Raw genomic sequence first — 15,371 nt, forward strand, 5'->3', positions numbered from 1 at the left:
TAAATTTTCTACAGCAGAGTTTCTTCGTTTTTCGTCAATAAAATAATTCATTTAAAATATTTTATTTTGCACATAAGTTTAATATATTTGTGTGTTGTTATTTGTTTTTAAATAAATTATTCCAAATTAAAAGGAGGTTATTATGCCAGGATTAAATAGAAAAGGGCCAATGGGTGAAGGTCCGCTAACAGGGAAACAACGCGGCCGGTGTGCCGGAAATGAAACAGATTTTGCAGGACGCGGAGCCGGAAGAGCCGGCCGTGGATTCGGCAGGAGGAACGAAAGGCAAAACGGCAGAGGCTTAGGGCTTCGGCGTAGAAATTTATTCGGTTTTCAGAATGACAATTCTTTTTCTGATGCTTCAGCCGAAACTTCGTTGGAAAACGAAATTCGTAATCTGAAAGACCAATTGTCCAACGCCGAACAGGAACTGGACAGAATTCGGAAAGACAAAAAGTAAAACGAGTGAGGAGTGAATTTCTCACTCGTTTTTTCTTTACGGAAATTAGAACATTACACGGGCACCTTTCTGGTCGTGATCAAACTTTTCGTTTTGCATGATTGGCATTTAGGTTAGGCTTGAACTTGAAAATCAGGTTAGAACGAAAAGTTCAGACGCACAAAAATATTCTGGCCGGGTTCTACGCTAATGCTTCCCCGGTTTGTTGACAGGTGATTGGTGTAACTGGTGTTTGTGATGTTATCTATTCCCGAGAAAATTTGCAAATGAGTAGCTCCCAAATTAAATTTTTTGGTGGCTACTGTCATATCCAAACGTGTGTACGCATCTGTTTCAGTTTCTCCATCGGCAATTTTATCCTGTTTTGCTGCGCCGGCCAGCGAAAATTCAACCGAGCCTGCCTTGTTGTTGGAATAGCGAATGCCCAGTTGTCCGTTTAACGGCGGAATTAGCGGAAGGTTTTCGTTCTCTTTTGTGTCTTTCCCGCGCACGTACGCACCTGATAAAAATACAACCAGGTTGTCGTAAAAGTTGTAGTCGAGTTTGAAGTCGAATCCGTAAAGCAGTGCTTTGCTTACGTTCGAATTAATAAGAGCCGGGATGGTATCCGGAGTTGATTCTGACGTGAGTGTGTAGATGAATTCACCCGGACTTTCCACTATCATGTTGCTGATTTGGTTAACAAAAACACCCGATTGCAAGCAAAGTTTCGGATTCCATATTCGTAATCCAAGGTCAGCAGAATAGCCACTTTCGGGTTTTAGTGCAGGATTTCCCAGGCGAACATAATTTCCCAGATCGATGTATTTAAAACGCTCTTCCAGCGAAGGGGCCCGGAATGACCGTGCCAGGTTCAACGAAATATCGGCGTCTTTGAAAATCTGATAAAGAAGGCCGGCATTGGCGCTCCACGAAACGTTGTTTTCAGTTCCTTTTTCAAATGTAATGCGCTGCGTCGGTGGTGAGTCATTTTGGGTGCCGTTAATAATCAGGTAATCAACATCGAAGCCTTGCTCGTTTTTAATCCATATTCCATCCACTCGTCCGCCGGTAATAAGCGTAAGCCGGTTGTTTAGCAGGTGGCTTTCATTTTGAAGAAATAGGCCTGCACTGTTGAAATTCGATTCGGGAATTGGTGTCTCTCCGCGTACAATATTGTTTGTTTTAATGATTGTTTCCTCTGGATTTAAAACCTCTACCGTAACATATTTTTCGCGTTCGGTGGTGAGCTTCCTTCCCCAATAATCGATTCCCGCAATAAAAACGTTTTTGTCGTTTAAATTCCAGGTACTTTGCAGTTGAACCCCGTTTGTCAGGTGTTTTCCGGTTGGCGTAATTTTTTCCGGCGTAGTACGCTGGGTGTTGCCGTTTGGAAGCGTTGCTTCTGCTACTGTGTTGGGTTTCATCAATACATCGCGCAATATATTTTGGTTGAAATAATTTAGCTTAAGCGAAGTGAGTTTGTTGCTGATGTTGGTGATTTCGTAACTCGCATTTAGCAGTTGCCGCCCAATGTCTGAATACGTAGCTTCTGCCGGGCCGGGAAAAGCAGCTCCTCCCGGAATGCCCACATCGGTAGACCAGTTGCGCTGGAATTGTACTTTCAGTACATGATTATTAATTGGTTGAAAACCGACTTTTGCAGAAATATTGCTGGTGGTGAACTGGCTGTTGGGAAGCTTTCCTTCCGGAGTGCGAATATCATCGGCTTTGCCGTATGTTCCGCTTAACCGCAGATACCATTTGTCGGCGCCGGTATTTATGGCGGCATGGTTCGAAAAAAGTTTGTTGGCCGAAGCAAAGCCCGATATAACATTTCCCGACAAATAAGGACGGTTTGAAAAATGTCCGTCTTTGGTAATGATGTTTACAATGCCACCCATGGCGCCTGTTCCATAGAGCGACGATTGGGCTCCTTTTATTACCTCAACACGTTCGATATCGTTTACATCAATCATGCTGAACGAAGCTGTCAAATCGGTGGCGGTTTCTATCCGGTTCCCGTCAATAAGGGTAACCAAACGGTTTTCGCTTAATCCCCGAACATTGATGCTGGTGGCCCATACTCCGTCGCTTCCCATGGAAATGCCTGGTTCGGCATTTAATACATTGGAAAGCGTGAGTGACGACTGCCTCTGATAGTCGTATGCCTCAACAACGCTCATCGAAGTGGGCAACTCCTTCATCTTTCTGTTCATTCTGAGACTGGATACAACAACTTCCCCAATGCGGATATTTTTGTCGGACAGGGGGATTGAATCATTGCGAATTTCCTGTTTTGTTCCGGTCTGACCGCTGGAGCCAAACGCTGTAAAAACGGAAAAAACGGTGGTTAAAAGCCATAGTTTATTCATGAGTCCTGTTTTTTAGAAGTACCGATTTTGCCTGAATTCCTTTTAATCGTCCCAACTGGCCGGTAAGGGAACCAATCTGGTCGGTGGTACCTTCTAGAACAAGAGAAATAATACTCAGGCCATTGCTTCGCGGCAATCCTTGTCGCCCGATTATTATCGATGAATGTTTTGAAATGATGTCGTTCAGGAGTTGAACGTTTTCACGGTTTTCAATTTGAATTAGTACGGTTCCTGTTCTCTTTTCCATCAGAATGCCTCCGGATTAGATGATTGATTTTTTCGTAAAACCTTGATTGGGAACAATGTCTGAATCGCAGTTAGTTACGGTTTTTTATTATCGATTCAAATTTATTGGTTTCCCCGAAGAAAAGGGATGCTCTATATCATGTTTTCAAACCAAATCCGGCATCAGTCAATTTTTCTTTTATATCAGAAGAAATAAATTTTAATTTGCCTAAATTGGGTAGTTTTGTGAGTAAAGCTTCGAAAGGATGAGAATCAGATTTTTCATAATCATTTTTTTTGTAGTACTCGTAACCGGATGCAGACCGAAAAAAAATGCCGGAAGTGCTGCTTCGTATACGATTGCTACGCTCAGAGGGCCTTCATCGATGGGAATGATACAGCTTATTGACAGCTTGAAAAATGCAGAAAATACGGACTTCCGGGTTGAATTTCTGAACGAACCGATACAGGTGCGGAAGATGATGCTCGACGGATCGGCAGATTTTGCCATTCTGCCGACAACCATGGCTGCAATATTATATAATAAAGGATTGGATTACCGTTTGATTGCCGTTCCGGTTTGGGGCACGCTTTATTTGTTTGGCGAGGACACAACCATTACCGGTTGGAGCAACCTTCTGCACAAACGTGTAAATGTGATGGAAAAGGGAATGACTCCGGATGTGCTTTTTCGTTATCTGTTGCAAAAGCACGGCATCAATCCGGACAAAGACGTTGTGCTCGATTACAGTTTTCCTACTCACATTGATTTGGCAAACGCCGTTGCTGCGGGGCAGGCAAAATTGGGAGTTATTTCGGAACCGTTGGTCAGCCTGGTGATGCAACGAAATAAAAAGGTGCGTCCTATTTTCGATTTGAACAAGGAGTGGAACAACGTGCAGGGAACGCCCATTGCTCAAACTGCATTTTTGGGAAAAGGGAAACTGCTTCAGGAAAATCCCAAAATGGCAGAACAGCTTATTGCTGCTTACGATAAATCAACCCGGTGGGTAAATCAGAATCCCGACAGTGCTGCTACACTTATTGTCAAATACGGTATTCTGCCTGACAAAAACGTTGCGTCGCAGTCAATTCCCCGGTCGAACCTTAATTTTGTGAGAGCGCGGGGAATTTCAGAGGAAATAGAAGAATACCTGAGCATTTTTTACAGTATGAACCCTGAAATTATTGGAGGCAAACTTCCTGATGAAAATTTCTATTACTAAAAAGCAATACATAGGTTTTATTTCGGTGGCTGTAATGCTGGCAGTCTGGAAACTTCTGGCTTTGTATTTCGACTCAGATTTTATTGTGCCGCATCCGGAAGATACGTTTTTAACAGTTCTGAAACTGTTTGCCGATAGCAGTTTTGCGGCGGTTGTGGGTACTACTGTTTTGCGCGGGCTGATTGGTTTTGTCATTTCTTTTTTTCTGGGAGTAGGAATTGGCATTATGGCCGGAATCAGTCCCGGATTTAATGCGTTTATAAATCCGATGTTGGTTACTATCCGTTCCACGCCGGTAATTGCTCTTATTTTGCTGGCGCTTATCTGGTTCAGCCCCGATGCTGTGCCCGTATTTATTGCCATGCTAACCATGTTTCCTTTTATTTGTACCAATGTGGTTGACGGGATAAAAAGTGTCGATTCTCAGTTAATTGAAATGGCCCGGTTTTACAAAACAGGAAAGCGCAGAATTGTTAGTGAAGTTTATCTTCCGGCCATTGTTCCTTTTATTATGAGCGGAGCATCCAGCGCCATGGGCATAGGCTGGCGGGCAATAATCATTGGAGAAGTGCTGAGTCAGCCTCAATACGGAATTGGAACAAAAATGCAGTCGGCACAAACTTTTTTAAATGTTGATGCCGTAATCGCCTGGACGCTGATTGCGGTGCTGATTAGTTTTGTCTTTGAGAAGATTATTCGGTGGAGCGAGCAAAAGATCGTAAAATGGAAAGCATGACAATGGAGTTGCAGATTAAAAATATCAGTAAAAGTTTCAACCGCAATTTTCTGTTCGACGGGTTTACTGTTGATTTCAAAGAAGGAATTATCACCTGCATTCTGGGGCCTTCGGGGTGTGGCAAAACAACCCTGCTGAATATTCTCGGGAAAATAGTTTCGCCGGATAGCGGAGTCCTCATTGGTTTTGAAGGGAAGTCGGCGTCGTATATTTTCCAGGAACCCCGTTTGTTGCCGTGGAAAACTGTGCGCGGCAATATTGAATTTGTTTTAAGCCGAAAGTTTTCTCAGGCCGAGCGCAAGGAGCAGGTAGACCGGCTTATCCGGCTGGTAGAACTCGACGGTTTTGCCGATCACTATCCGTCGCAGTTGAGCGGTGGAATGCGCCAACGGGTTTCCATTGCCCGGGCTTTTGCCAGTCCGTCGGATGTAATTTTGATGGACGAGCCGCTTTCAGGATTAGATATTGCGCTAAAGCGAAACATCATTCAGTGGTTTTCGCAAATTTGGGAAGCAGATAAACGCACCGTAATTTTTGTCACCCACGATGTTGATGAGGCTCTTTCGCTCGGGGAAGAAATAATTGTGCTGAGTCAGGCCCCGGTGCAAATTGTTGCCCACGAAAGCATTAACGAACCCGCCGGAAAACGGGATGTGCAGGCTCCCCGGTTTGCAGAAATACGAAAAACTCTTTTTAACGCGTTGGGAAAGACGGATTAACGTTTCCCCAAATATCTGCTAATCGCTGAAGAAAAGGCTTTTCCCCGGGTACTGTGGTTCGCACGTCAGGTTTACTTTTAATTTGCGCCATCCGGCTTCGTCGCCCGGTGTTGGAATGTGTGTTAAATGCACTTCACAATCCTGAAGATATTTCAGCTTTTCCAACGCCATTTGCCCCGCAGGATTAGACAAAGCGCTAATTGACAAAACAATGAGTGTTTCGTCCACATCGAGGCTGGTCATTTTTCTGTTGAGAATACTTTTTTTCAAATGGGTAACCGAGTCGATGATGCTTTGAGGAAGCAGGTACATGCTGTGGGGAAGCCCGGCTAAGTGCTTGGTTGCATTTAAAATAAGGGCTGAAGATGCGTGCATCAACGGCGAATTTTTTCCGGTAATAATAGTTCCGTCGGGCAGTTCAATGGATGCGCCACAATAAACTCCGGCATTTCCTTTTTCTTCTGCCTCTGCACATTTTGCGGCTGCTCTGGCTGGTTCAACTACTTTGCGGTCTTCCGGTTTTGCTTCCACCTTTTCCATGATGCTTTTGATCCTTTCAAAAGTGATTTTATCCACCATGCCTTTTGCATATTCCACTGCACATCTGAAATACCTCCGGATAATTTCCTGGTGAGCTGCTTCCGACACAATTCGGTCGTCAGTAATTCCTGCGCCGGCTCTGTTTACGCCCATGTCGGTAGGAGACTGGTACATCGATTCTCCGCCGGTAATCTTTTCAATTATCCTTTTCAGTAAATGGAACGCTTCTATATCGCGGTTGTAGTTAACAACTTTTTTGTTGTAAGCGCGTAAATGATGTTCGTCGATCATCACTTTATCATTAAGGTCGACAGTTGCCGCTTCGTAGGCAATGTTTACCTTGTGGTCAACCGGTAAATCCCAAATCGGAAAAGTTTCAAATTTTGCGTATCCGGCTTTTACTCCCCTTTTGTGTTCGTGATACAGGTTTCCCAGGCAAGTTGCCAGTTTGCCGCTGCCCGGACCGGGGCCGGTAACTGCTACAATTGGTTTGGAGGTTTCGATGTATTCGTTGGCGCCGTAACCGTTATCGCTTACAATCAGATCGATATCAGTCGGGTATCCTTTGGTGGGGTAGTGCAGGTACACTTTTATTCCCCTCATTTCCAGCTTATTTTTGAATGCAATTGCCGGCGGCTGATTCTGAAAGCGTGTAATAACTACCGCACAGATATCAATATCCCACTCCCTGAAATCGTCAATGGTTTTTAGAATGTCCACATCGTATGTGATGCCAAAATCCGCCCGTATTTTTTTTCGTTCAATATCACCTGCATGAATACACAGAATGACATCTGTTTTATCTTTGAGCTGTTGCAGCAGCCTCATTTTAACATTCGGGTCGAAACCCGGGAGTACTCGCGCTGCGTGGTAATCGTACAGAATTTTCCCGCCAAATTCGAGATATAGCCTGTGATTAAACCTGTTTACCCGTTCGAGAATGGAGGCAGTTTGTTCCCGAAGGTATTTTTCGTTATCGAAACCAATTTTTTTATTGTCGTCCCTCATACCTAAATCGTAATTTTCCCCTGTATAGTAAATTGCGGCGGCAAAATTCGAAAAAAATTTAGGTTTAAGAAACTTCCCGGGGAAAATAAAATTTTAGATGTCAGATAATTCTGTTTTCTGAATTTTTGTAATTGTTAAAAAGTGAGACAAATAGGCCGCAGGTTATTTTTTTGATCACCGGAGCCAATCTGAGTCGCATTTATTTTAGGTTGATGCTTCTGCTCTTTTTTGGCGGCTGACGACGGCAAATGTGTCAGCGGTGAAATATTTTTATGCTGAGTCCTTTTCGGACAGACCAGCCTTCTTTGTCGGTTAGCCGGACAAAAAAGTGATAGTCGCCATCATCAAAAGGGCCATTTTCATTTCCCGATGGAATGGTTATCAATTCATCTGTTTCGTATTTCTGTAGCCCGTTTTCAATTTTATAGTCATCGATAAGCGAAAAGGGATTAACCGGGTCTTTTTCGGGCAGAAAGTCGCATTGGGAAACTTCGGTGCTGTGTGAATGGTGATCGAAATTGTGATGCACATCAATGCTGAACGACCCGAGTTCAACATTGTCGGAGAACAGCATTTTCAGTTTGAAGGATTCTCCAAAATAGAGCGTGTCACAATTTTGCGGAAACGCTCCTTCTATGGTCAGATCTATTTGTGGCTCTTGCTTGTCTATTTCAGCATCTTGCGTACAAAAATTGAAAACCAAAAGCAGCAGCGATGCAACTAAAATTATTTTTACGCTTTTCATTGTTCTTAATTTTTTGAGCCAACAGATGGAATTTACTGAGAGATTAAATCAATGCGAATTCCATTGTTGTGCTCGTTTCGTTTTATAAATTTAAATCAGGGGACAGAAGCCTGCCCCTGAAACTTGAAATCGATAAATTCAAATTAAACGACCTGATTATTACAGGTTTTGGTTGTTATTCTGTCGGAACTTCAATTGAAATTTCATCTTCAACAGTGGTTTGATTCCCTTCCTGGTCGGTTACCGTAAGGTGAAAATGGTAGTCGCCTTCTTCGGTTTCTGCAGGAATTTCCAGATGTTCGTGGAATGTGGTGCTTTTCAAATCTGCATAGTCATCGAATCGAACCATAATTTCTTCATGCTCGCCTTCTTCCATGTGTATTTCCACCGTAATAAAATCTATTTTTCCTTCGGCTTTAATTTCGGCTTCAATGTGCAGGTCTTTGCCGATGTAGGCAACGCGGCTGTTGTCTTTGCCCAGCTCCAGTATGTTGATAACAGGTTTGGGAACTGCGTCATCGTTTTTATCGCAGGAAGAAAAGATAAATGCATTCAACGTAATAAAAATCAGGGCAATTGTTTTGATTGTTGTGCTCATAATATTGAAATTAATTTTTTTAGACATCATTATTTTTTGTTCATTTTACCGGAGAAGGGAATCGAGATGTTTGCTATAATATTTCGTCCCGGCTCGGGTACATTAATAAGCCTGTAGTAACTTGTGTGATTGAAGTATTTGTTATTTGTCAGGTTTTGAACCTGTAGCGAAATGTTAACTTTCTGATTTTGCAGCTTTACATCGCCGCCCAATCCGATGTTTATAACATGGTACCCATTTGTTGTTTTTTCCGGCGGCACAATGTTTTTTTGAGCGGCTGTAATTCTGAAATCAACAGTCAAATAAGGATTTTCAAGAAAATACATTTTTGGCTTTTTGTATTTTATGTTGAAAATTGCAGATGCAGGTGGCGAAAAGGGGAGTGTGAATCCTTTTTTCTCGCCGGAGAGTTGTTCTGAATAAACGAATTCTCCGATAACCCCCAGCTGCAGCGCGTTCAGTATTTCGTAATGGGCATGAATTTCTGCCCCCAAACGTAATACTTTGCTTTGGGTGTAATAGAAAACCTGGTTGCCGTTGCCATAAAGCCTGTCGTGTTCTGAACTCGGATTGAGAAAAATGTAATTGGGAAAGTAGTTCAGAAACGGAGTGGTTTCCACTGCAAATTTTGGCGCATTAAATTCCACCCCGGCATCAAATTGCCACGATGTTTCCGGAGATAAATCCGGGTTGCCGACTTCGTAGCTGAAATTGTGATAGTTTACTCCGTTTGCTGCCAGCTCTTTTGCAATGGGAATGCGGAAACTTTTGCCAACGTTGGTTTTAAACGACCACCTTTCCTGGTTGTAATTGTAGCCAACCGACCACGAAAAATTGGAAAAACTGCGGCTGATGTTTCCGGCTCTTTTCAGGTAGTGGAATGTTGTGTCGGTGTTGATAATAACAGGCGAAGTAAACCAGTCGGAGTATTCATTAGTGTGAATAGTGCCGTGGTCGTACCTGATGCCCATCTGGATGATGCTTTTTTCTGAAAATGTATGTTTTGAAAAAGCATAACTACCAAAACTCCACTGTTTGTAAGCAGGAATAATAAAACCTCTCCCGCCAATTTTATTGTCCTGTAAATCGCCGCTGGCGCCAATAATAAAATGTGTTTTTTCGTTGGCGTGGTAACTCAATCGCACGTTTCCTGAATAGACAAATTTTTCGAACTGGCGTTCAAGGTCGGGGTCGAAGTTCAGCGTACCCGGAAAAATTGCCGGCATATACCCGTGACTCACGTATTTGCTCCATTCCTGCCTGAAGTTCCGTTGAAATCCCAAATCAGTTTCAAGGCTGACTTTGTCCCACTGGTACCGGCTTCTGTTTATCAGTTTGAAATGGTTGACCTGCTGGTAAGGGTAATTAATATCCCGTGCCGATTTGTCGTGCAGGTTAGTATCAACATTCCGCGGCTCCAGGCCGTGTGCATTGGCAAAGAATCCACTTTTGCTGCTTACGTTACTGAGATAAAATCTGCTTTGAAAAGCCGTTTTGACAATCCCAAATGAGAAGTGCAGATTTTTCTCTCCGCCTGCCGTATTGCGCAAATGGTTTTTGTGTATTGCTGCCCGGTAAGAATAAATATCCACACTATCGGCAGGTACTTTGTAATCACCGTAATCCAGCAAGGTTACACGAAAATCTGCAAAGAACCATTTCCTTCTTCCGAACAATGAAACTGACGTGCCTAGGTAGTCGTTATTTGTTTTTCCCGACAGGTTAACAGTGCCTGCAATGGAATTGTCAGCCGGCAGTTTTCTGTGTTTTATATTGATGACACCGCCAATGGCATCGGAACCATATAAAATGGAGGCCGGCCCTTTAATAATTTCCACATCGCTTATGGCAAACTGATCCATCTCAAGTCCGTGATCTGCTCCCCACTGCTGAGCTTCGTGTTTGATGCCGTTTTCTGCAACAACAACACGGTTGAACGCTAAGCCGCGTATAACAGGTTTCGACTGCCCTGATCCGATGTCGATAGTGGTTACGCCGGGCAGCCTTTCCAGCGATTTCATCAGACTTCCTCCAAGATTTTGTCTGAGATAGCGTTCATTCACAATTTCAGTATTTAAAGACTCCTCTCTTTTGCGTCTCTCGGCGTAGTTGTCGGTAACAACTATCTCCTGCAAATTGAGAAATGATTTTTTGAGTGCGGCATTGTATGGTTGGTCTTCCGGTATTGAAATGGAGTCGGTAACCGTTTGATAACCAATAAATGATATCTCGATTTTGTATGTCCCTTCTTCCACATCTTTTATAAGGAAAGAACCTGTTTTGTCAACAACTGAACCTTTTTCTATGGGATACAACATCACGTACGTTCCCGCTAAAGCCTGATTGTTTTCGTCAATAACTTTGCCTTTTAGTTCGTATTTCTTTTGAGCGAAAGACAAACCATAAATAGCATTCATGCATAACAAGAGCATGATAAATTTGCTCATAACAAATTAGCTGAGTTTAAATTATCTGAATTTTTGAATCTAAAACACTATGTTAAATCAGATGCGGCGGCGCCCGTGGCGATTTTGTCGTGGGTATTTTTTTGTGTGGTTGCTTTGCATAGGGGGCGAAATATTTATCGGTCGTTGTTGGTTTGTTCGATTGAAAAGCGGGGGCAGAAGGTATGCTGTTTACCGCAAACTGATATTCGCAGATGGGACAGTGCTCTTCGTCCTGTACGATTTTTACAATATCGTCGGTGAAATGGTCATCTGCAACTTGGGCATGGCAAGCCCCGTGGTGGCACGAGGAATGGTGCCAAACAATATGTACGGACTGAAACGTGAGCGGAAAAATGAAAATTCCGAATAAAAACCGTGCAATATGTTTTTTTATTCTTGGCACTTTTTTATGTCTTGTTTTTGCAAATGGCACATGTTCCCTTAATTACAATCTCCGTTTCTTCTTTTTGGTAGCCCTCTGGTATTTTGATTTCTTCCAGTAAAACAGGTTCCAGACACTTTACCGAATGACATTGGTTGCAGTAAAAGTGTGCGTGTTCTTTTTTATGAGTAATTGAATTATCGAGTGCGTATTTTACCAATTGGCTGTCTACTACAATTTTGTGAATTATTTTGCTCTCTTCCAGTGTTTTAAAAGAGCGGTAAAAGGTGGTTCGATCATAGTTCCCTGAGAGCTTGTTTTTTATTTCGTTTTCAGAAAGTGCCTGATTGGCATCCTTTACCACGTCAATAATTCCTTCCCGACAACTCGTTCGTTTTAGATTATGAATATTTAAAATGTCAACTGCTTTCATGTGCAATATTGTTTTAAATGCAACATTGATGCAAATGTAAGAAGAAATTCGAAATGAGGCCGTTTTTGTTTTGAAAAGTTGAGAAAACTTAAAAGAAATAGTAGGAAAAGTAGCTCTATGGGATCGAACGCGTTTATGGATGGAGTAGCGGTGCGGTTGAGTTATTTTTAACGGGGTATTTAATAAAATGATCTAAAAATTTGTAATAAGAATGGATTCATTTTTTTTCATAGTTTAATTTGTGAAATAATTGTGTTGTGAGGCATCTTTTTATGTTTTGTTAACTTTTTTTTAATAAATTTACCAAAGCTCAAAAAATGATGCGCTGTTAATTCATGTAAAACTACAATCACCTATGAAAAAAACGTACAATCCATTTATCTTTTGTCTTAGAATATTTACCTCAGTTGAAATAGGCATGTCTCCCTATTTCTGTGATATGTTAAATGTATAGTATTTTTATCTTAATGCTTTTATAATCACAAATTTGTGAGTGTAGAGCGGATATTTGATTGAATTTAATTGCAAATTTTAAATTAAAACTTATGATCAAAAACTTCTATTTTTTATTAATTACAATTTTTGTTTTTTCTGCAAATGTTCTTGCACAGCAAAAATCTGTAACCGGTACTGTAACGGATGATAAAGATATTCCATTACCGGGAGTTACTATTCTGGTCAAAGGGACTACAAATGGTGCAATTACTGACATTGACGGCAATTATTCCATTGGTGGTCTGAATGAACAAGATGTATTAGTGTTTTCATTTTTAGGGATGAAAACGCAGGAAGTAACCTACTCAGGGCAAGGTAATATAAACGTTACTCTTGAAGTGGATGCTTTTGGATTAGATGAAGTAATCGCAATTGGTTATGGGACAGTTGATAAAAAGGAACTTACAACCTCTGTTACTCATATCAGTGAGGCAGATTTCCTTAATATCCCTTCGACTAATCCGATTATGCAGATACAAGGAAAAGTTGCAGGTGTACAAATTGAACGAACCGGTGCTTCGGATCCGAATGCAGGCGAAAGTATCCAGATTAGGGGGGCAGGTTCAAGAACTGCCGGCACTGGACCTTTGGTTGTGATTGATGGGATTCCAGGAGGAGACTTAAAAAACGTCGATAATAATGATATTGAGTCAATCGATATTTTGAAAGGTGGTGCTGCAGCTGCAATTTATGGGACACGAGCAGCTAATGGGGTAATTATTGTTACTACTAAAGGCGGAAAAGTTTCCGATAGAATTCAGGTGGATTACAGTGGCTACATCACTACCGAAATGATCAAAAATGAGCTGGAGCTGTTGAGCGCGGATGAATTTCTTGAGCTGGGTATAAGTAAAGATGAAGGAGCCAGAACAAATTGGTTTGATGAACTGACTACTAATTTTCCCATGTCACATAGCCATTCATTAGCCTTAAGTAGTGGAAATTCACGTACTCAATACAGGGCTTCTGTGTTGTACCGGGATTACGATGGAATTGATATTGCAACTGCGAGGGAGGAGTATGGCGCACGTGTGAATATTCATCATACAGCCTTTGAAAATTTGTTGGAATTTGATTTAAATATTGCTCCGAGGTTTGTTAAGGAAAAACTTACAGAATACGGTGCTTTTTATCAGGCAATACATTTAAATCCAACACTTCCTGTAATGGATCCTGATAATCCGAATGAATACAATTTTATTGTAGCGCATGACACATGGAATCCGGTTGAGCAGTTGAAGCTTGAAAAGAGGGAAGCTTCTCGCAAATATTTTACCGGAAGTGGTAAGGTTCAGCTTAATCTTTTGCCTAATTTGAACACTTCTTTAATGTACGCAGTGGAATCAAATGACAGGCAGTATAATTTTTTTAGCCCCAGTAATTCTACTGAGTCAAAAAATAATTCACGGAGGGGAGAAGCATCTCGGGAACTCGAAAATTGGGATAACAAAATATTAGACTGGTTAGGAAATTATATCTATGAATCAGATGATTTTGTAGCAAGAATACTGGGCGGCTATTCCTATCAGTATTTCCATTATTCAACATTTTCGGCAAAAAATTATGATTTCCCGTCGGATGCACTTACATATAATGACTTAGGATCCGGGCTATATTTGAAAGAAGGAAGGGCTGAAATAGGATCAGACAGAAACTCATCAACTATAATTGCGTTTTTTGGAAGGGCAAACTTGTCGTATCAGGATAAATATTTTCTATCTGGTAGTATGCGCAGAGAGGGGTCAAGTAAGTTTGGAGCAAATAATAAATGGGGTTGGTTTCCCGGTGTATCTGTGGGATGGAGATTGACCGGAGAGGAGTTTATGCAAACTCAAAGATTATTTGACGAATTAAAACTACGCGCGGATTATGGGGTGACAGGAAATCAAGGATTCCCTTCTTATCGGGCTCAAAAATTGTATTCTGGTGCTGGTAATTATTTTACTATGGGGCAGTGGATTCAAGGATTTGGCCCGGGAAATAATTATAACCCTGACCTTCAGTGGGAGCGTTCAATAAATTTCAATGTAGGTGTGGACTTTTCGATGTTGAATAATCATTTGAGTGGGAGTTTAGAGTACTACAACAGAACATCTGATGGTTTGTTGGGCGAATATGATGTGGCAGTACCTCCGAATATTCACACGCAGACATGGGTTAATGTAGGTAAAATTAAGAATGAAGGAGCAGAACTTTCTTTAAATGCAATACTAATAAATAAGAGAGACTTTGGTTATAATGTAAATGCAGTTGCAGCTTATAATAAAAACTGGCTTGTATCCTTTTCAAATGATATTTACGAGGCAGGTCAGGTGTATTTGAATACGCTTCCTGCTCCCGGAAGTCCTGGCCCTACTATGCTTTTGGAAGAAGGTTCAGAGATAGGCTCTTGGTATATGTTTAAACATGCAGGGATTGATGAGAACGGAATGTTGCTGGCATATAAAAAGGTCGATGGAGAGTTTACAGATGAAAAACAACTGATTCAGGGGCTGGAACATGATCAGAAATACCATGCAGGTACTGCTGTACCTAAAGTAACAGCAAGCTTGAACAACAGTTTTAGATACAAAAATTTTGATTTGAATCTGTATTTTCGTGGTGCTTTTGGACACAAAATATTGAATGAAAAGAACATGTATTTTGGATTGAAAGCATTTGAGGGGGCAAATTTATTGAGAAAAGCTTATTTTCCGGCTGACAAGGGAATTCAACTATACGAAGTGAATGATGCAAAAAAAATCTCAGACTTTTTTTTGCAAAAAGGAGATTATGTGAAACTCGATGTTGTCTCCCTGGGATATACCTTTAAAAATGTTAAGAATATCAGTAATTTGCGGTTTTATTTTTCAGGAAAAAATATGTTCCTATTTACGAAATATGATGGCATTGATCCTGAATTAGCTCCTATTACCGGGTTGGAACCAGGAAGGGAAACGCAGGCTTATTATCCGGTGTCCAGAACTTTAACCCTAGGTGTTCAGGCCTCATTCTAATTCGAAA

At 41.5% G+C, this 15,371-nt stretch carries 13 protein-coding genes; 5 read left to right on the forward strand and 8 right to left on the reverse strand.

What is annotated here, in order from left to right; all coding sequences use genetic code 11:
- Window positions 1-142 precede the first annotated feature (142 nt).
- On the forward strand, window positions 143-460 hold the full coding sequence (locus BUB08_RS17795; RefSeq protein WP_073003274.1) for a DUF5320 domain-containing protein: 318 nt from the start codon (window positions 143-145) through the stop codon (window positions 458-460).
- A 137-nt stretch (window positions 461-597) separates the two neighbouring features.
- Here the strand turns inward: BUB08_RS17795 and BUB08_RS17800 are convergent, their stop codons facing one another.
- Window positions 598-2,814 carry a TonB-dependent receptor gene (locus BUB08_RS17800; protein ID WP_073003275.1) on the reverse strand — a complete coding sequence of 739 codons (2,217 nt, stop codon included), beginning with the start codon at window positions 2,812-2,814 and terminating at the stop codon, window positions 598-600.
- Window positions 2,807-3,061: a TM1266 family iron-only hydrogenase system putative regulator gene (locus tag BUB08_RS17805; protein WP_073003276.1), complete on the reverse strand. Its 255-nt coding sequence runs from the start codon at window positions 3,059-3,061 to the stop codon at window positions 2,807-2,809. The genes BUB08_RS17800 and BUB08_RS17805 overlap by 8 nt, the downstream gene beginning before the upstream one ends.
- A 244-nt stretch (window positions 3,062-3,305) precedes the next feature.
- Here BUB08_RS17805 and BUB08_RS17810 point away from each other — a divergent pair, with 244 nt between their 5' ends.
- From BUB08_RS17810 to BUB08_RS17820, 3 genes are read left to right on the forward strand one after another with little or no spacing between them, the layout of a single operon-like run.
- Entirely contained in the window at window positions 3,306-4,265 is a 960-nt protein-coding gene (locus BUB08_RS17810) for an ABC transporter substrate-binding protein (protein ID WP_073003277.1), read from the forward strand.
- Window positions 4,246-5,001: an ABC transporter permease gene (locus tag BUB08_RS17815; RefSeq protein WP_073003278.1), complete on the forward strand. Its 756-nt coding sequence runs from the start codon at window positions 4,246-4,248 to the stop codon at window positions 4,999-5,001. The genes BUB08_RS17810 and BUB08_RS17815 overlap by 20 nt, the downstream gene beginning before the upstream one ends.
- The gene (locus tag BUB08_RS17820) at window positions 4,989-5,720 is read left to right on the forward strand and encodes an ABC transporter ATP-binding protein (protein WP_083570845.1); all 732 of its coding nucleotides are present in this window, start codon (window positions 4,989-4,991) and stop codon (window positions 5,718-5,720) included. The genes BUB08_RS17815 and BUB08_RS17820 overlap by 13 nt, the downstream gene beginning before the upstream one ends.
- A gap of 18 nt (window positions 5,721-5,738) precedes the next feature.
- Here the strand turns inward: BUB08_RS17820 and BUB08_RS17825 are convergent, their stop codons facing one another.
- From BUB08_RS17825 to BUB08_RS17850, 6 genes are all read right to left on the reverse strand, one after another.
- Window positions 5,739-7,268: a DUF1846 domain-containing protein gene (locus BUB08_RS17825; protein ID WP_073003279.1), complete on the reverse strand. Its 1,530-nt coding sequence runs from the start codon at window positions 7,266-7,268 to the stop codon at window positions 5,739-5,741.
- A 253-nt stretch (window positions 7,269-7,521) separates the two neighbouring features.
- Complete coding sequence (locus tag BUB08_RS17830; RefSeq protein WP_073003280.1) at window positions 7,522-8,013, reverse strand: DUF4625 domain-containing protein; 492 nt, start codon at window positions 8,011-8,013, stop codon at window positions 7,522-7,524.
- Between the two features lie 175 nt (window positions 8,014-8,188).
- Window positions 8,189-8,611 (reverse strand): DUF4625 domain-containing protein, encoded by a 423-nt coding sequence (locus BUB08_RS17835; protein WP_175550039.1) that lies wholly within the window; start codon window positions 8,609-8,611, stop codon window positions 8,189-8,191.
- A gap of 29 nt (window positions 8,612-8,640) precedes the next feature.
- On the reverse strand, window positions 8,641-11,058 hold the full coding sequence (locus tag BUB08_RS17840) for a TonB-dependent receptor (protein WP_073003282.1): 2,418 nt from the start codon (window positions 11,056-11,058) through the stop codon (window positions 8,641-8,643).
- 52 nt (window positions 11,059-11,110) lie between these two features.
- Window positions 11,111-11,461 (reverse strand): hypothetical protein, encoded by a 351-nt coding sequence (locus BUB08_RS17845; RefSeq protein WP_073003283.1) that lies wholly within the window; start codon window positions 11,459-11,461, stop codon window positions 11,111-11,113.
- Window positions 11,462-11,465: 4 nt separating this feature from the next.
- The gene (locus BUB08_RS17850; protein ID WP_073003284.1) at window positions 11,466-11,873 is read right to left on the reverse strand and encodes a Fur family transcriptional regulator; all 408 of its coding nucleotides are present in this window, start codon (window positions 11,871-11,873) and stop codon (window positions 11,466-11,468) included.
- A 545-nt stretch (window positions 11,874-12,418) separates the two neighbouring features.
- On the opposite strand from BUB08_RS17850, the gene BUB08_RS17855 reads away from it, so the two are divergent.
- Entirely contained in the window at window positions 12,419-15,364 is a 2,946-nt protein-coding gene (locus BUB08_RS17855; protein ID WP_073003322.1) for a SusC/RagA family TonB-linked outer membrane protein, read from the forward strand.
- Window positions 15,365-15,371: the final 7 nt, after the last annotated feature.

Origin of the sequence: Mariniphaga anaerophila (assembly GCF_900129025.1) — a bacterium.
Taxonomy (GTDB): domain Bacteria; phylum Bacteroidota; class Bacteroidia; order Bacteroidales; family Prolixibacteraceae; genus Mariniphaga; species Mariniphaga anaerophila.